General features: G+C 41.0%; 14 protein-coding genes. 8 read left to right on the top strand and 6 right to left on the bottom strand.

The genetic code is table 11. The annotated features are described in order from the left end of the window. Nucleotides 1–78 precede the first annotated feature (78 nt). Nucleotides 79–381 carry an acyl-CoA dehydrogenase family protein gene (locus GXP67_RS12355; RefSeq protein WP_162443398.1) on the bottom strand — a complete coding sequence of 101 codons (303 nt, stop codon included), beginning with the start codon at nt 379–381 and terminating at the stop codon, nt 79–81. 233 nt (nt 382–614) lie between these two features. Then, nucleotides 615–1,028, bottom strand: coding sequence for an energy transducer TonB (locus tag GXP67_RS12360; RefSeq protein WP_162443399.1), 414 nt, complete (start codon nt 1,026–1,028; stop codon nt 615–617). A 611-nt stretch (nt 1,029–1,639) separates the two neighbouring features. Here GXP67_RS12360 and GXP67_RS12365 point away from each other — a divergent pair. The 7 genes from GXP67_RS12365 to tnpC all read left to right on the top strand — a co-directional run bounded on the left by GXP67_RS12365 (nt 1,640) and on the right by tnpC (nt 6,734). After that, nucleotides 1,640–2,014, top strand: coding sequence for a cupin domain-containing protein (locus GXP67_RS12365; RefSeq protein WP_162443400.1), 375 nt, complete (start codon nt 1,640–1,642; stop codon nt 2,012–2,014). Between the two features lie 272 nt (nt 2,015–2,286). Continuing rightward, entirely contained in the window at nt 2,287–2,763 is a 477-nt protein-coding gene (locus tag GXP67_RS12370) for a hypothetical protein (RefSeq protein WP_162443401.1), read from the top strand. Between the two features lie 126 nt (nt 2,764–2,889). Then, nucleotides 2,890–3,429 (top strand): nuclear transport factor 2 family protein, encoded by a 540-nt coding sequence (locus tag GXP67_RS12375; protein ID WP_162443402.1) that lies wholly within the window; start codon nt 2,890–2,892, stop codon nt 3,427–3,429. After that, nucleotides 3,426–3,944 carry a VOC family protein gene (locus GXP67_RS12380; protein ID WP_162443403.1) on the top strand — a complete coding sequence of 173 codons (519 nt, stop codon included), beginning with the start codon at nt 3,426–3,428 and terminating at the stop codon, nt 3,942–3,944. The genes GXP67_RS12375 and GXP67_RS12380 overlap by 4 nt, the downstream gene beginning before the upstream one ends. A 597-nt stretch (nt 3,945–4,541) precedes the next feature. Continuing rightward, a complete protein-coding gene (tnpA, locus tag GXP67_RS12385; protein ID WP_162443404.1) occupies nt 4,542–4,859 on the top strand; it encodes an IS66 family insertion sequence element accessory protein TnpA in 318 nt (105 codons plus the stop codon). Beyond that, complete coding sequence (tnpB, locus tag GXP67_RS12390) at nt 4,847–5,185, top strand: IS66 family insertion sequence element accessory protein TnpB (protein WP_162443405.1); 339 nt, start codon at nt 4,847–4,849, stop codon at nt 5,183–5,185. The genes tnpA and tnpB overlap by 13 nt, the downstream gene beginning before the upstream one ends. Before the next feature lie 70 nt (nt 5,186–5,255). Then, a complete protein-coding gene (gene tnpC / locus GXP67_RS12395; protein WP_162443406.1) occupies nt 5,256–6,734 on the top strand; it encodes an IS66 family transposase in 1,479 nt (492 codons plus the stop codon). Between the two features lie 327 nt (nt 6,735–7,061). On the opposite strand, the gene GXP67_RS12400 is transcribed toward tnpC, so the two are convergent. From GXP67_RS12400 to GXP67_RS12410, 3 genes are all read right to left on the bottom strand, one after another. Then, the gene (locus GXP67_RS12400) at nt 7,062–7,784 is read right to left on the bottom strand and encodes a hypothetical protein (RefSeq protein ID WP_162443407.1); all 723 of its coding nucleotides are present in this window, start codon (nt 7,782–7,784) and stop codon (nt 7,062–7,064) included. A 270-nt stretch (nt 7,785–8,054) separates the two neighbouring features. After that, the gene (locus GXP67_RS12405; protein WP_162443408.1) at nt 8,055–12,242 is read right to left on the bottom strand and encodes a two-component regulator propeller domain-containing protein; all 4,188 of its coding nucleotides are present in this window, start codon (nt 12,240–12,242) and stop codon (nt 8,055–8,057) included. Nucleotides 12,243–12,682: 440 nt separating this feature from the next. Further along, nucleotides 12,683–13,861 (bottom strand): C1 family peptidase, encoded by a 1,179-nt coding sequence (locus tag GXP67_RS12410; protein WP_162443409.1) that lies wholly within the window; start codon nt 13,859–13,861, stop codon nt 12,683–12,685. Between the two features lie 793 nt (nt 13,862–14,654). Here GXP67_RS12410 and GXP67_RS12415 point away from each other — a divergent pair. Continuing rightward, nucleotides 14,655–17,069 (top strand): ABC transporter permease, encoded by a 2,415-nt coding sequence (locus GXP67_RS12415; protein ID WP_162443410.1) that lies wholly within the window; start codon nt 14,655–14,657, stop codon nt 17,067–17,069. 480 nt (nt 17,070–17,549) lie between these two features. Here GXP67_RS12415 and GXP67_RS12420 read toward each other — a convergent pair whose 3' ends face one another. Then, a complete protein-coding gene (locus tag GXP67_RS12420; protein WP_162443411.1) occupies nt 17,550–18,746 on the bottom strand; it encodes a glycoside hydrolase family 183 protein in 1,197 nt (398 codons plus the stop codon). Nucleotides 18,747–18,791 lie beyond the last annotated feature (45 nt).

Below are 18,791 nucleotides of genomic sequence, written 5' to 3' on the forward strand. Positions count from 1 at the left end.
TAGCCATGCTTAATTAAGTTAGCTGTACCGCTTGGGGTTCCACTGCCGGCTATGCAACTCTGTGGACTATTAAAAACTTCATGGGCCAGGATCTAAAAAGCCCCCAAACCATCCGGCCCCACTACATAGTGTAACCACCCAGCCAACGCTGCCATCAGCATAGCTTAAGGCTTCAAGGGTTTGTAAAACTTCCGGAAGGGAAATTTCCTTTCCTCCGTATACTTTGGGAACCAGCATGTACAACCATTGCTGTTGGTAAATGAGGGCAAGCTGTTTTGGATGCAAATGCATAAGACTTTCAGTTTCCTGAGCAAATGCACGGAGGGTATCAATTAATTTTTTGTCTAGATAGGCAGCTGGCTGTTCAAAAAAAAACGTCATAATAATATCTACTAAAAGCGAAATATAAGTCTAAACGTTCAATCCCAATAAGATGACCGGCTGCTAATAAATAAGACAAGTTTAAAGTATATATAAAAGGGGTAGAATTTGTAACTACCCCTTTGCTGCTCATATGTCTGATATTTTAGGATGAGGACAGCCACTGCTGTTTTCCTTTTAAAACTAACAATAAGACTGTTATGGGGTATAGTTTGTGTGGTGTACCTCAGCTTTTAAGTAAGCTTAAATGCAAATGGTAAAACCAGTCGGACTTTGACAGGCTTTCCATCTTTTATTCCTGGCGTCCATTGTAGCTTAGTCTTTATCAAAGCCTTGATTGCAGCCTCGTCACAGCCATATCCGAGCCCTTCTTCAACCTTGTAATCGGTGATATTGCCCATCTCGTCTACAATAAAAGAAACAAAAAGTTTTCCTTCAATATTGTTTATTCTTGCTTTTGCAGGGTACTTCACTACAGAATTCCATTTTTTATATAATGACTCCATTCCTTTCTCCACTGTCGGCTTAGTGTCCACCTCGTCGTAGGAATAGATCGTATCGGATTTATAAGCGTTGTTGTTGATTTTGGATGTTGCAAATGTGAGGGTTGATAGTATCACAAATAAAACTGTTAGAAATTTTCTCATAGTAGTCTTGTATTTTTCGTCCTAAGTTATGGGCAATGTGCCAACTGCAACTGAATACCGTTGGCTAATGCTAAGGTAAAGCTTCGAGATGCCATAGTTTAAGTTAAATTAACTTCCCCCATCTTATTCCCATCAAAAGTAAAATTGGGCAAAAGGGAAAGATGATCATATAAATTAATTTTCCCTCTCGCCCATTTGTTCAGTTTCTCAAAAGGGGGAATTAATTTAACTTCCCTTTTAGTTGAACTTCATCAACTTCTATTCGACAAATAATCATCCACCTAAAATGAATTTTTGTCAACCTATATTAGGAGAAGACCCTTGTATAAAACCTTCTTTGCATCGCCTTCGCTGAACTCCTACACACTTGACTCTATGGTCACGGTTAAAAAGTATTTTCTTATAGTAATTTATTATACACAATACCTATTTTTAGGTATTGTGTATAATAAATGCTTTTGCGATATTGAAAGTAATAAGGTTCAACTATATCAGCTATATTCTAAAAGCAGATCCAATACATAGTTCTGCCTAATGCCCACCAGCAAACATGGATAGATAATTTTTTGAACTATAGTTAATTTTTTCTATCACGCTTAAAACAGACCCTTATGAAACTCAACAAAGAAGCCATTCCGGTAGCAATGCAAGCGCCGGGAACCATCATGAGAAACCTGCCCGGTTATGGAGGGATGACAGTTGCCTTTAATCAAATGCCGGCAGGCACAGACCTTGGTCCCCTACTGCAAGGATTAAAGAATAATAGTTGCCAATGCCCACATTGGGGATATGTCTTGGAGGGGGAGATAGTGATGAAATATGATGATGGGACAGAAGAGACCTTAATGACCGGCGATGTTTTTTACATGCAGCCAGGACATACGGCTGTGGTTAAAAAGGATACGAAATTAATTGATTTTAGTCCTGAGAAACAACTCAAGGAAGTGTTGGAGCATGTGGCTAAAAAGATGGCTGAATTCTCCTGATAAAGTTTCTTCTTTTGACTAAACCAATAGTCAATTTGGGTGATCTTTACCATTTTTCTGATAGCTATACTTAAATATTGCTTAAAACAGCTTAGGCAATAAGATGGGATTACTCTATGTCACCATTTGAAAAATGGTTGAAAATTATCTTAGCAGTAAGCAATAGACTTTTTTGATCTATCAGTCAGTTTCCTTCCTGTTTAATTACAAGCCTCTCCTATGCATCTATTATTGAGTTAATAGTCATCCAATCACCTTTTAAAACTAGTAGTATGAAAAATCTTATTTTTGGCATAATTGCCACTCTTATGGTGGGTGCCATCTTTGGTTTTAGTGGGAATAGCATTAAAAAAGATACACCCAAGAAAGAATGGATAATAGCACCCCGGTTTTTAACCCTTCAGAAAGGAATCACAAAAGAACAGGCTAGAAAATGGATGGAAAATGAATATCTTCCTTTATATCGATATCATTCAGGGTGGAATGCTCAACTTGGTGAACCAACCGCCTCTGGCAAATGGGGAAAGTCGGATAACACGGCCAAAGAAAAAGGAGATTTTGTATTGATCTATTTCTTTGATTCACCAAAAACAAGAGACCATTATTTTCCACCTGATGGCGCATGGAGTGAAGACATCCAAAAAGTTATAGCAGAACACAACTCTACCTGGAAGGATTTCTTTGGTAAATATTTCGTTCAGGAAAAGTATCAAAACGAAGAATATACCATGTTTGCTACTGCAAAATAAAACGGCTGCTAAGCGTGTTTTGTAATGAACCATGCGATGGTAATGCTATTCCTAAGCCTAAAGCAAAGGTTTATGTGGATGAATGATTGGTGGTAGTACCTTGATTTCAAAAAAAACAATCAAACTATGAGGTATTTTAACATTTTAATTGTTTTTCTAATACTTGTTGGTTGCCATCAGCCATCAGAACAAGTATCAAGTAAGGAAATCGAACAAATAAAAAGCGATATCATCAAGCGGTCTGAGAAGCATGCTGCTGATTTGGAAAACATGGACTACCAATCAGTCATGGCCTTCTATGCAAAGGACCTCATCGTTTTTGGAGATGGCTATTATTGGGGAGATTACTTAACTATGGATGGCATCTGGAAGAATATCTTGGGAGAAGGTGGTTGGAAAAAAATGGTAAAATGGGATTTGCAGAACCATAAAATTCATGTTCATTCAGCAAACGCTGCTTCCTATTTGGTTGAGTTTGACCATGCACATTTAGTAGAAAATGGGGATACCGTCAGAAGTTCAGGATGCTTTACCTATGGCATGCAGAAAGTGGATGGGGAATGGAAAGCTGTAACGGCACATGTCTCCCATATTGCTTTCAGAACAGATGATGAAAAATGGTGGTCTAAATACTCACCTTCAAAAACAACAAACATAGCAGAATGAAAAATGTATTACTTACCGGGATTCTTATTGTTTCTTTATTAACCATAATTTTCGGGTTTAAAAGAAGTAAAAGTATGGTTCATACAGTGGATATAGGCGTAGTTGTAACAGATCTGGAAAAATCGTTAGAATTTTACACCCATATTTTGGGAATGGAGCAAACCGGTACCTGGCGCTCATCCAGGGAAATGTCTACAAAATATGATGTAAATAGTGGAAAGGCTTTTGATATTATTGACTTAAAGCTGGATTGCGATGGTTACATTTTAAAATATAAACTAAACAAAACAGAAGGTAACATTCCAAAAGAAACAGTAGCGAGTGGAAAAGAGTATTATGGATTTGAGAAAATTGGTTCAAGATATTTGACTATAAATGTAGAAAGCATCGATCCTTTCATAAAGAGAATGAAAGAGAATCACATTAGATATAAATTGGTTACCCTTCCAAATGGACATCGTGTTGTGCTTCTTCATGATCCGGACGGAGCCTTATTAGAACTAGCAAGCGATTAGTTATTAGACAGTTGTTGCCAGAAACTTAGTGATGCACCTATGAGTTAGATTGAGAGATTATATGCCAAAACTTAGTATTCCCTAAAGGGTCATCTGCTAATAGAGGTTGACACTTCTTATACCATACTTTCCTATAAGAAGAAAAGAACTTATCTGAAAATTATTAACTGCTATCATACCAGTGAACAAGTAATATAATACATCCCTGGCTGTTGCACAACTCAAAACTATTGATAGACTGTTCAATCTTTGAGTTGCAAAGGCCATAAAAGACGATCAAAACAAGCATATTTTTTACAATCAACATCATAGTTGGGGAGGTATCCATTATGGAAAATAGTTGTGCAACAGACACACCCCTTTATGTTAACTTGATAACATGGGCTGAGAAATCAACTTCGTTTCAAGTTTCCCTTCTTACCCTTATTAAAGATAATCTCATAGGCACTTTTCTGTCAACTTATACTAGGAGAGGAACCTTAAGGATCGAAGAAAAAGATTGTCATTTAAGCATTTTATCATTCAATTAGTGTATGCACCCGGTAAAACAGCCTTGATTTGTGATGAGCAGCTTTCCTAACTTTAGGAGAAAAAACAATGACACAAATCAGAACCCAAAAGGAAATGTTTCCGCTGGTAGCAGAGTGGCTAGCAAGCGGCATCAGCCAAAAAGAGTTTGGCCAAAGACATGGATTTGCGCTACATATTATGCCCTATTGGGTGAGTAGGTACCGGAAGGTGCATGGATCAACTCAACCCACACCTGCTGCAAGCACAGGATTTATTCAATTACCCACCTCTCAAGCTACTATAAGCCCTATGGAAGTGGCTTTACCCTCTGGAACAATCATCCGTTTCTCCTCCCTGATTCCGGTCAGTTACCTACACGAGTTACTCACTTCATGTTCGCGTTAACAGCCTCGCAAAGATTCTTTCTCTATGGGCAGGCAGTGGATATGCGTAAAAGTTTTGATGCCTTAAGTGGAATTGTTTCTACAGATATGGGTAAAGATGTCTTGTCAGGGGATGTGTATATTTTCATAGGTAAAAGCAGAGATAAGATTAAACTACTAGTGTGGGAGAAAGCAGGCTTTGTATTATACTATAAGCGTTTGGAAGCAGGCACTTTTCACCTGCCCAAAAGTGGGCAGTATAGTTTATCTTACAGCGAATTGTGTTTATTGATTGAAGGGGTGGAGGTGGAGGTCAAACAAAGGCATAAACGCTATGGGGTCCTGTAGAAAAAACAGCTACACCTGCTTGACAGCTACAGCAGCAAGATTTATCTTGTAGAGATCAAGTAGGATTGATATGTCTGCTACGCCCCTGTTATCTACTGTCCAGCAACAAGCCTTATTAGAGGAGAATGAGCAATTGCGAGAGGAAATCAAAGAACTCAAACGGCTTATCTTTGGTAGTAAAAGGGAACGTTTTGTGCCACAAGTTAATACTGCACAACTGAGTCTAGAGTTAATTTCCTCAAGCAGTGAACCTGCTGTAGTGGTCAAGCAGACCATCAGTTATGAGCGGGCAGTCAAACAAATAGCTAAAAAAGCCATTCGTGGCGGTTTTCCTACACATCTGCCACGCATTGATGTGATCTTACAACCCAAAGAAGATGTATCAGGTATGCGCAAAATCGGTGAAGAAATCACCGAGGAGTTAGATTTAAAACCGGCTTCCCTGTTTGTCCGCCGCTACATCCGCCCCCGTTATGTGAGCAAGGAGGAGACTTTTCATATAGCTGTTTTACCTGCACGCCCGATAGAAAAAGGTATGCCCGGGGCAGGTTTGCTCTCCCAAATTATTGCAGATAAGTTTGTCTCTCATCTGCCTTTCTACCGGCAGGCACAGCGCTATGAGCAGTTGGGCATGAAAATTCCTGCCTCCAGTTTGGATGGCTGGTTTGAAGGGGCTTGCGCCTTACTAGAACCACTCTATCAAGCCTTGCGCTTACACATCCTTGCTTCTACTTATCTGCAAGCAGATGAGACACCTATCGCTGTCTTAGATAAGCAAAAGAAGGGAGATACCCACCAAGGCTACCATTGGGTGTATTACTCACCCGAAGAGAGACTGGTGCTGTTTGAGTACCAACCCGGCAGAGGCAAAGATGGACCGGCTAAACTGCTAAAAAACTACAAAGGCTATCTGCAAACAGATGGCTATGTCGCTTATGATCAGTTCGAAACAAGAGAAGATATCGTATTAGTGGGTTGTATGGCCCATGCCCGCAGATATTTTGAGCATGCTTTGGATAACGACAAAGCAAGGGCAGAAAAAGTACTGCTCTGGATTCAGCAGCTATATGCGGTAGAAAGAGAAGCCCGGGAGAAAAACCTCTCTACAGCAGATCGTTATTTATTGCGCCAGCAAAAAGCTCGTCCGGTAATGGATCTGCTTGGAGAATGGTTAGTAGCAGAGCACAGTAAAGTACTTCCCAAAAGTGCCATTGGCAAAGCGATCTACTACCTTGTAGCCCGCTACAATAAGATCTATTTGTATTTAGAAGATGGTAGACTAGAAATAGATAACAATCCGGTGGAGAACGCTATTCGGCCTGTGGCTCTTGGACGCAAAAATTATCTCTTTGCTGGTTCTCATGCCGGAGCACAACGGGCGGCTATTGTCTACAGCCTGCTTGGCAGTTGTAAACTGCAAGGCATTAATGCCCATGACTATTTACAAGATGTCTTGCAAAGATTGCCTAACCAGCCTATCAACCAACTTAAAGAACTACTGCCTTCCTTTTGGAAAAAAATTAATTCATCACCTCAATTACAGATATAGCCTGCTACTTCACCGAACGGATACCAATTAGTAAGCATTTTGTCTCGCTAAATCAACCCACCTCACTTCTATAAAATGTCTTTTCCTTTTGTTCTTTGCCTGTTTAAGAACAAATTGTACAATAAGTTTTCGTCTTGACCCTCTCCGAAGAGAAGGGATATCTACTCACAAGGCTGATCTGGTATGTTCATTAGGTTTGCAAAGCATATTGTTAGGAAAGCCTAAAGTAAAGCCCTTCAGAAGGCTATTTTCCAATAGTAGCTGATCAAATGTGCTTATCAGCTACTATTGGTTTTGTGCATCTAGGTTAGTAAGATTTCTTTTGGTTTACTCTATTACATGAATAGTGTAAGTAACAATACTTGAAAAAGTAAATTTTTCCTTTTTCGCATCTATTGCCCCACCCACGATTAATGTATGAGTACCAAGCGTGAGTGGCATTTTAGCCCAGTAGCCATCTGCATAAACCGTAGTTGAAGGAGTTTCACACCCACTGTAATCAGGATGAACAGTAAAACTCCATACCCCTGAATTAGCTCTCAATTCATTTGGATTCTTTGATAACAGGGAAACACCATCCCAACTTAAAATTAGCCCGGAAGGACCATTGAGAGATTCTTTCAACGCAATTTGAAAATAGGCCTCGAAAGTCTGACCTCCCTTTGGCCCAGATGTCGGATCACAGGGACCAGCATAAGCGGTTCTTCCTACCAATGGGGTAAACACATATTGATACTGGCTTAAACTGATGGTAACTGTTCTATAGATGGGATCTGGGGAAGCCCCCGGTCCGAGCATAAAAATGCCACTGCTATAAGGCTGATCCAGGTACTGAAACTCACCAGTTGGATCATTGAAGGGAGCTACAGAGAAAGGTCTTGTAAAAACCCATTCATTCCAGGCACGGATTAAAGTTTGTATTTCATCATTCCCGCGTCTGGCTGCCTTAGCTAAAGTAGATAAGGAAGATTGTTCTGGGGCAACCTCTGATTTTTGACAAGAGGTTATCAACAACATCGTCAGGATACATAATAAATAAGTGGTTTTCATTTGATTAAGAGTTTAAAGTGGAAATATGAATTTATGTGTCAATGTTTGGGGTGGAAAGGTAAGCGCTCCCCTATAAAACTATAGTCACAAATGTTTCAAAATGCATCACAGATGTTTCTATCTCGGCATTATTGAAAAAAGTTTAAAGATTTTCTACAGAATGCAACAATGGGTGGATTAATAGAGCATCATTGTCTTATGCACCCAAGTTTGGAGTGAAAGGGAGCAGAAAATAGAGATAAGAAAAGGCTAAAAAGACTGGTTTGGAGACTATCTAGGTGGGTACTGGCTGGGATTTACGCCATAGCGCTGCTTGAAGTTGCTGGCAAAGTAAGATACGCTGTTGAAGCCCACCGCATACATCACTTCTGATACGCTGCCATAGCCTTGCTCCAGCAGAGAAGCTGCCCGCTTAAGGCGAATGGTGCGGATGAACTCACTGGTGGACTCATCAGTAAGCGCTTTCAGCTTTCGGTGTAGTTGCACCCGGCTCATGGCCATCTCTTCTACCATAATTTCTACCGTAAAATCCTCATCAGACATATGTCTTTCAATAATTGCAATGGCTTTATTTATAAACAGCTCATCAGTGGAAGTTATGGCTATATCTTTGGGCTGCAGTTTGACTTCTTTTGTAAACCGTTCCCGTAGCTTTTTTCTTTGGTCAATCAGATTTTTCACCCGTGCTTTGAGCTCCTGCAGGCTAAAAGGTTTGGCCACATAATCATCAGCACCGATCTCTAAACCCTCAATTTTACTCTCCTGAGTAGCTTTGGCAGTAAGCATAATGATAGGAACATGACTGGTAAGAGCATGGGTCTTGAACTGACGGCAGAGTTCCATTCCATCCATTTTAGGCATCATGCGGTCAGAAATAATTAGATCCGGAATGTGTTGTTTGCCTAATTCTAAGCCTTCCAATCCATTAGAGGCTTCTAATACGCGGAAATGATCTATAAAATTATCGCGGATAAACTCCCTGACTTCCCGGTTATCTTCTACTATTAAGAGTAATGGAAAGCCTTCACTAATTTCATTTTCTTCTGTAGGAGTTTGTAGGGGAGAAGTGCTTTCCTCATTTTCTTGTTTAACCATCATGAGGCGATCCGGCATCATTTCTTGCCTGTCTGCAGATAGGTTGAGCTGGGCTATGCAGTCCGTAAGAGGCAAATAGAGGATAAATTCACTACCCTTTCCTACTTCACTTGTGAGCTCGATTCTGCCTCCATGTAGTTCGGCAAGTTCCTTTGCTAAAGCAAGTCCTATGCCTGTGCCTTCTCCTTCCCGGATTTGAGAGCCATCCACCTGATAAAAGCGCTCAAAAATCCGGGACTGCTCTTCAGCAGGGATGCCACTGCCGGTATCTTTCACATGAATGCCAATCGTTTGACTCCAATGTGAAGCTGTATCTTTGATTGCTTCATCCAGAGCTTTTGATAGGGTGACTTCTACCCTTACACTTCCCCCAGGTGGAGTAAATTTAAAGGCATTAGAAAGCAGGTTATGCATTACTTTCTCCAGCACATTTGAGTCAAAGTAGCCAAGAATGGATTGATAGGCTGAACTAAAAGCAAGGTTGATACCTTTGCTTTGGGCAAGTGAGGTAAAAGAAAACGTGAGCACCTTACTTTGACGGTTAATATCCCCATGGGTAAGGGAGAGTTTGAGGGAACCCGATTCCAGTTTTGAAAAATCCATTAATTGATTGATCAGATGGAGCAGTTGCCTGGCATGCCGGTCGATAAGCCGGAGATTTTTCTTTATCTGCGTACTATCCAGCTGTTGGTTAAGGAGTTTTTCAAGTGGGGCAAAGATTAGGGTGAGTGGAGTACGGAACTCGTGGGAAATATTGGTAAAGAAGCGCGACTTGAGCTGGTCGATTTGGTGGAGTTGTTCGGCTTGAAGCAGGCGTAAGCGATGGGCAGCTTTTACCCGTTCACTTCTTACAATGATTTCTCGCCCCATTACAGCTAGACCCAGTACCACCAGCCCATAGAGTCCATAGGCCCAAGGGGTACGCCAAAAGGGAGGGGAAATGACCACACTAATTTCCTTTTGTGCCCATTGACCATATAGGTTCATGACTTTTACCCTGAAAACATATTTGCCCGCAGGAACGTTATAGTAACCCGCTGTTCCCGCTGCATCTGCCTTCCGCCATTTGGAATCATAATTTTCCAGCATGTATACCATATGCCGGTCTTCGCCATTACTGGTGAAATCAATACTGGTGAAGGCTATAGAAAAAGTGTTTTGAAAGTGTTTTAGTCTAAGTTCTTTGAGTTGATAAATAGGCTCCGGAAGTAAAGAACTCTTACCAAAATTTACCGGTTGATCGGATAGTGAGAATCCGGTAAGGGCTATAGCAGGCGGCCTGACACCTTTTAATAGGCTATCGGGATAAAAAGAAATGTAACCAGTCGTATCACCTGATAAGATTTCGCCTGTACCTGTAATATAACTACTAAATAAAACGTAGTCATACTCATGGCTCCTCGTTTCGTAAACACTCGCTTCTTTCTTTTGCACATTCAATTTGATAATTTTTTTGGGCGTCTTTAACCATAAGTTTTTCTGATGATCCTCTGTGATATTGAACACGGTAGTTACCCTGTTGATGACGCCTGTGGAATCATAAAAGGGCGTAAAAACATCCGCTTCTTTGTTGTAGCTGAAAAGTCCAGCACCATCCCCAACCCACAAGTCGCCACCACTATCTTCCGTTATGTTCAAGGCATCACTGAATTCCACTAAAAGATATTTTTTAAAGTGCCCGGTTTTCTTATCCAGCCGGTTGACACCCCAACCCGCACATGTCCAGATATCCTGATTTCTATCTATGAGAATGTCAAACACCAGTGCTCCCCCCAGAATAACAGCAAAGCTTGGATCAGGTACATAATGTTTGAACGTACCTGATGTTATATCCAACGCGTTTAATCCATTCCATGTACCGATCCAAAGTTTATTGTCGGGAGCAAGGGCAAGGGTGTAAAGGGAATCAGAACTTAAGGTTTCCTCGTTTCCGGCCTGGTGATGATAGCCGCTAAATGTTTGGGTGGTGGGGTTAAACCGGTACAATCCGTTGTAGCGTGTGGCGATCCATAAATTATGCGCTTTGTCTTCTTTGATATCTACCATAACATTATTTAAAGAAGATGCTTTTGTATCAATAAGAAACTGTTGCATGGTGCCATCGCTGCTTTTTTTATATAGTCCCTGAGCGGTAGCGATCCATACTACACCATTTCGGTCTTGGTAAAAATTATAGACACGTGTGCCCATATGAGTATAGGATAAAGCGTCTTTGCCGGGATTTATTTTGTATAAATTACCACGTGGGGCGAAAAAATCACCCCATGAGGCCACCCATAGAGTACCGTCAGTGGTTGTAAACGCGGTAGAGAAGGCACTTTCTGTTAACTTTTTCCTACTATCCTGGGCAGAGGAGCCATAATAAATTGTTTGGCGGGTTATCGGATCATACACATTAATTCCATTATCAAATGTTCCGATCCAGATTTTTCCCCGGCTATCTTCGCTGATAAAGACGATGAAGGGGGCAACTATATGAGAAAATTTATTATAAACAGGAGGCCTGCTTAATTTTTGGGGATGTTTAGGATCATACAAATGCCGTGTAAATGTGCCCTTTTCCCTATCCATCGTATGCAGTCCATCCCCGGCTGTACCTACCCAGAAAGTGCCTCTGCTATCTTCAAAAAGTGCGGTTATTTGGTTATCGGCAAGACTTTGAGGATCGCTTGGCTTATGCATGTATCTTATAAATTTCCCCGTTTTAGGATCATACCGGTTCAGTCCTCCTACTTTTGTTCCTCCGTCATCTGGCCATACACTTTTTGTGCCTACCCATACAGTTCCTTCACGATCCAGGTATAAAACACGGACCTGGCTATCACTGAGAGAGGACGAGTCAGTGGGATTATTGTTGAATCTTCGAAATTTTCCGGTTTGAGGATTCCATTGATTTAGCCCATTATGGGTACCAATCCAAAACATACCCTGCCGGTCTTTAATAATGGAGGTTATCGTGTCATTGCCAAGGGTGGTCGTATCATTAGGATTGTAGCGGTAGTGGGTAAAATTGCCGGTGACAAGATCATAATGGTCAAGCCCGTAAGCAGGGGTACCAATCAATAGAAAGTTGTCCTGGCTACTACCATATAGACACTCTATCCATTCGAAGGCAAGTGAGTTTGGGTTTGTGGGATCACGATGGTAGGAGATATAATTATGCCCGTCATATCTGTATAAACCTCCTCCATTTGTTGCCATCCATAAAAAACCTTGGGGGTCTTGAACCATCCCGCTTACACGGCCCCAAGGCTCATTTTTTGGGGGCGTAACCAGATCAAACTCTATATCCTGTGCAATAGAGTAAAAACAAAACAGGATACTTATGCAGAAAAAAACAAAAATTAAACAAAGCTTTCTCATAACATTAGCTTGTAATGAGAGAATAGAAGATTACCGATAAAAGATAAGGAAAACGTCTTACCTATGCTAATGGTCTTTAAGATTTTAAATATATAAACAAGGAGAGGTGGTGCATTCAGTTTTTCACCATGTTCTTTGTTGCTATTACCATTGTTTACAAATAGCCTAATATTAGTCCTTTTTCTGTAGTTTAGGTAGGAAAAAATAAATACTCAGTAGTGGAACACAATTAGTTTAAAGTATAAGTAGGAGGAGAAAAGTGGATGTATAGCCCATCACCTACAGCAGCAAAAGCCCAATCAACGGCATACAACAACTCATCTTTTGTCTGATATCTTCTAGATTGAGCTATTCATATTTGAGCATTCTCCAAAGCATTTCAGCTAAATTCTAAGTAAAAGAAAAGGGGTAATTAATTTAACTAACTTTCACCATAGACTTTATTCCTGTTGGATTGATGTGGCCTGAACCGGACTCCTATAAAGTTTTTGCCTTGTTGTTTCTATAAGTCCCTCTTTGTGGAGAAGCACCGAAATGCCTTTCATTTTTAGATACGCAACACTCAGATACATGTATCCCTGTCTTCCTGCTTTAGGACCCCAGGAATTTTTTGCTTTATAATACAGATTACCATGCTGATCCTGCACCTTGCCTATAATATGAACCAGGTGGTCGTCTGTGGTTTGGAAATTCTCAAAGGCTTCTTGACGCATTTGTAGGGTAACTTTCTTCTCCGGCCGGATTTGAGTAAGAATAAGCGTTTTGTCTTCCTGCTTTTGGGGCAATACTCCTATTTCGGCAGTAAAGGTTGGCTCTGTCCCATCCAGGTCAAGGGCCAGTGAAAAGCCTTCCTCGATCGCGTGATCGATGTTTTCCATAAATTCATCCAGGGGAAGATTATAAAACCGTTCATAAGCCCAGTTGGCAGGTATGCTCAGTACAAAGGGTTTATAGAAAGGCACGTGGGTAAAGGAAGTGATGGTTAGGTAATGATCCGGATTTAACTGCGTATAGTCAAGAAAGCTCATGGGTGTATACCACTTTCCTTTGTATTGAAATTGATCCGGCACTTTTCCTAAAAAACCATCCAGGATGGAAGGGACCTCCTTTCTCCATTCTGCCCCTAGCTTACTAGCCGGATTGGCATAGGGTTTTACCCTGCTTTCCAGGGCTTGGAATAGGTTAAAATGGTTGTGCTGGGTTTCTCCCTTGAGTAGTCCGGTGTATACCGATTGGGGTAGCAACCCAAATTGAGTCGAACTCATCATGGGATCGTGATTAAGTCCACCTTCACTAAAACGGGCAGTACCTTGCCGAAGGATATAATTTTGAGCCTTCAACAAATAAGCACATCTTACAAAATACATTTCTGACAGGTCGATTTTTTCTCCCTTCAAACGCATGATCTCCGACTCCAGGAAAGAAGTCGTGGAAAAACTCCAGCAGGTACCTGAGCTGTTCTGATCTGTGACCGGTAATGCCGGAATTTCCTTTATAGAGGAAAAAACATAGTTACTTTTTGGGGGTACAACTGGAGCTTTTTCATGCTTACTCTCGCAGGCTTGGATAAGAGGTAATAAAAGCACCAATAACAGGGTAAATAATGGATCTTTTTTCATTTGAATAATTTTTTCAAAAAACAAGACGTCCGTGATCATCATATCCTCTATTTTGCATTCCAACAAGAGCGCTGTATCCCGGATATGTCTGTACAAGGTTTGGTATGCCCTAATCTAGCACTGGAAGTGAGCGTAACGGCAACATGCTCAGGTGCTGCCAGGCCCTATAAGATGATCCATCATATAGCGCTGGAGCTGTTATAGGCTTCAATTATATGTGGTTCATATAGCTTCCTTAATATGAAGTATGTAGTTAATTCTTGCAACAAATATAAACCAATACAAGGTACTATGTATTACAAACTATACAAACGGTTCTTACACAGGATGAAATGTAGGGCTCTTGTACAAATTAATCAGATGAAGTACTATTAGAAAAGTAAGGGTTATACTACTGCCAATGTCAGTTAAATTAACTTCCCCTTTCCTGAAACTTCATTATCGGGTAAAAGAGGCACTAAAAATTTTGATCATTTTTTTCAACCTATTGCCGGATAACTCCATTATTTTTTCTAAAGGTAAAAGTATAGTAGTCTTATGAAAAAGAGGCTCTTGAAATTTTTTTTAGTTTAGTTTCTTATCATACTTGTCCGTTTGCAGACATCGATCGTATCAAAACCGAACAGTATGCATAATAATATTCTTATATATTTTTGATTATAAGTTTATTAACTTGTGGCATTGCTTGGGTAAACGTTCTTAGAGAGCAGTGATTTGAGTAAAGAGGGATCACTACTCACTTTTGAGTTTTAGTCAGTCCATCTTATCGTCCATCATTAAACTTTCTACGGCTATGCTCAAAAATTACTTCCTTATTGCCTGGCGCAATCTTATAAAAAGCCGCTTTTACGCCTTGCTCAATATTGCAGGCCTTGCCACAGGGATTTGCTTCTCCTTTTTGATCGGGGCTTATGTGTGGAGTGAATTTCAAGTTAATGCACACTTACGAGAGATTAATCACCAATACATCATCCAAAGTAAGTGGCGTGATGAGACCATGGGCCGTGAACTTACCTCGGTTGGTCCCTTAGCCAAAGCCTTAAAAGAAAATTATCCACACCTAGTGGCTAATTACTTTAGATGGGACGGAGTAAAAACCATTATTTCTACAGGCCAGAAGAGCTTCCGGGAAGCAGTTGCTATTTGTGATAGTACCCTGCTCACCATGTATGGCTTCAATCTCTTGCACGGAAATGCTTCTACAGCACTCGATGCTCCTTTCCAAGTGGTTATCACAGCAGGGCTAGCCCATAAATACTTTAGCAAAACCGATGTTGTGGGACAGACCCTTTCCCTGCAAAACTTCTCTGGCACAAAACATGATTTTCTTATAACCGGAGTATTGGCTAAGCAAGGGAGAAACTCGATAACGAGTGTGGCTTCCATTAATGAGAGCCTCGAGAATGAGGTGTTTATCTCTACGTCCAACCAGCTTTACTTTGGCAGAAACATGGATTGGTCCAATCCATTTATCATCAGCTATATTGAGCTGCAGAAAGAGGTAAGCCCTCAGGAATTAGTGCAACCCATGCAATACTTGCTAACCCAGCACGCACCCGCTCCAATAGCCACTAACCTATCTCCTTACTTAGTATCACTGGGAGAATATAGCCTACAGGCTAATAATGGCGTTGTAAAAAAAATGCTCCTCGCATTATCAGCGATCTGCTGCTTTATTCTGTTGATGGCTCTGATCAACTTCGTCAACCTATCAATAAGCCACTCTAGTGCGCGTATGCGAGAGATCGGCATTCGCAAAGTCTTAGGGGGAGTCAAAAGGCAAATCATCTGGCAATTCTTAACTGAATCTAGCCTCTTAGTGGCCTTAGCCACGCTATTAGCCATATTAGGCTATGAGCTAAGCAGGGATGTAATGGGAAGCATTTTAGGTAAACCTTTACCAGAACTGAGCGACTTCCCGGCTTACTTTGTAGGCTTCCCTATTCTGCTAATCCTGGTACTGGGAGTGCTCTCAGGTATCTATCCGGCATTTATCTTATCCTCGCTGAAGGCAGTAGAAGTACTAAAAGGGAAAGTTACATCCATCAAAGAAAACATACTGCTGCGTAAAAGTTTAGTTGCTTTTCAGTTTGGAACAGCGATGGTGGTGGGTATCTGTGCCATCATCATCGCTAAACAGATCAACTTGTTTTTTAGCGAAACACTAGGCTATGGCACAGACTATATTTTGTCGGCACAACTGCCCCGCAACTGGACACCCGAAGGGGTGAGAAAAATGGAAAATATACGCAGTCAGTTTGCCGCCCTTCCGGAAGTAAGCCATGTAACCCTCTCGTATGAAGTGCCGGATGGGAATCATAGTGGAAGTGTAGCTATCTACCGTGTAGGTGCTGATTCTACAACAGCCATTGCCTGTCTTCTTTTGATGAGCGATGAATATTATGGGTCAACTTATGATATAGCCATGGTAGCCGGTGAATTTTACTCTGCTCCGGGAGCCTTTACCGATTCCTCCAAAGTAGTCATCAATGAAACAGGGGCGAAAGCCTTAGGATGGCAAAATAGCTTTGAAGCAGTAGGCAAACAAATCCGGTTTACCGATGGGGGGCCGCCCGCAGTAATAGCTGGAGTGACGAAAGATTTTCATTTTGGGTCGATGCAAAAAGCCATTGAGCCGATCCTTTTCATCCATGTAGGAGTGACCAATACCTACCGCTATCTAACCTTTAAACTTAAGCCGGGCAATATAAGTCAAACGCTCACTACCCTACAAAAAAAATGGGCTGCTTTGATGCTAGCTAGCCCTTTCGAGTATACATTTATGGATGATACCTTAGCCAAAGTCTATAGAACGGAACTGCAGTTGAAAAAAGCAGCGTATCTAGCCACACTACTAGCCTTCATGATTGTCTTATTAGGCGTTTTAGGTCTGGTTTCCTTGAGTATTCAAAAACGCACCAAAGAAATAGGCATCAGAAAAGTGCTAGGGGCAAGTGTGGTGGACATAATAGCTTTATTTACCAAAGAGTTTATAGCCATCACGTTAGTGGCGGCCTTGCTTGCTTGTCCGCTGGCTTATCTGTTGATGCGGCAATGGCTCTCGGGGTATGTCTACCAGGTAGAGCTTACCATAATGCCTTTCTTAGCTACTCTTGCCCTGCTGAGTGCGGTGATCCTGCTGGTGATAAGCTTACAATCCAGTAAAGCAGCCCTTGATAATCCAGTGAAGAGTTTAAGAAGTGAATGAGTACAGAGGCTATAAAGATAAGCGTAAACCTCACAACACAGGGCTGATGAAATCAATACAGCTGCCCTGTGTTATTAATCATAGTTAGTATAGGGTTAAGTTGAGAAAGTATTTTTTAGCAGTTGTACGCTGCTTGCTTTTATGGGGAGCCATTAGCAGATAAGATCGATGTTCAATATACTGACAAAAGAAAGGTAAGGACTTCCAGTTGCTGGCTTCCTGTTTTTTGGTTGCAAGCCAAGAAGAAAACTTATTTGGATAAAGGTTTACTGCCTTTCTTTTAAGTTACCTGAAAGGGGCATTTAGACTAACTACTCACTTTTGTGAAAATCCTTTAGGGTAAAAGAGAACTTAACATTTTTGAGCTTTTATGTTAACTTATAGTCGGATAAAACCTCAAAATAAGCCCTGAATTTCATAAATCAACTCTGCATTTTGTTCCATTCTTTATGTGATGAACTGCCATTTGTACTTGTACTTTTACTTACAGTGTCCATTGCTAATCTTTTTTAATTTTAGTGTAAAAGACTGCGTCATAAAACCATAATACTCGTGGTGCTTATGGACAGCAGTATAATCTCCAGCAAATAGTAATGTACCGGATAATCCATCTGTACTCCACCACTTATTGGTAATTTGAGGCAAATAAGCTGAATGCCTGGTGCCTCCCCATGGTTTTTCATTATGAAATATCTTCCAAGGTCCCCAGGGATTTTCACTCTCATACAGTTGCATTTCAGATTCTTTATCCCACTTACTCCATTCTTCATTTGAAGCATTTTCCCGGTGAGGTACTATGTCACTATACATTCCAAGTATATAGCGCTTCAAAGCCTTATTATAAGAAATAGTAGGATGGGCTGTGTGTCCAGGATCGCAAAAAATGGGGTGACTTTCCTCTTCTGATGTAGACCAACTTGGAATATTATTTTCTACTCCTGATAAAAATTGCCATGCCTCCCTGTAAATAATACTATCCTTATGTACCCGGGCCATAAAAACATGATCACCGGTTTCCCAGCTCCCGTCGTTTGACATCGCATACACATAGGGTAAAAGATCGTTAGGTACATCGCTGTATCCGGGGCCAAAATTCAAAAAGGTGAGGCCGGCAAAATTAGGTCCGAGAAAACGAGGTGTCTGGGCATTGGGAATGTTTGTCCAGGTTTTTCCCAAATCGGTGGATTTGATGATTCCAGCTATTCCATAATTTTTTGAATACGATGAAGTAAAAAACATATGGCTCAACATAGGTTCACTTGCACCTTTAAAAGGATCATAGTTTTCTAAGCGAGGCCTGATAGAATCAAAATAAGGCATGATGCGTGGGAGGTTCCAATCATAATCGTATATTATAACATACAGCAATGAGTCCACGGCAATAATTCCGTCAACATACCTGTGTAACATCTTATCCTTAGGCAACATCTTACGAAAAGGAATATCCATGAAATCAGTTACCGTTTCCACTTTATGGTGAGGAGGCGTGCCGGTTACTCTAAGCACATGCGCATAGTTGATGGGGCCTCCAAAGTTTTTTCCATCGTCGTCCAACACATACACAGCATCGTCAATTCCCCACGTCCACCAGTGCATATCAGAACCAGATCCAGGATATCTGGATGGATCTGAACTCCACTGGAAAGAATCTATCAGATCACTTTGTGGATAAGGCATCTTGCGGTGATATTGCGTAGTATGAGTGTTGTCTTTTTCTGTCTG

The organism is Rhodocytophaga rosea (genome assembly GCF_010119975.1).
Lineage (GTDB): Bacteria > Bacteroidota > Bacteroidia > Cytophagales > 172606-1 > Rhodocytophaga > Rhodocytophaga rosea.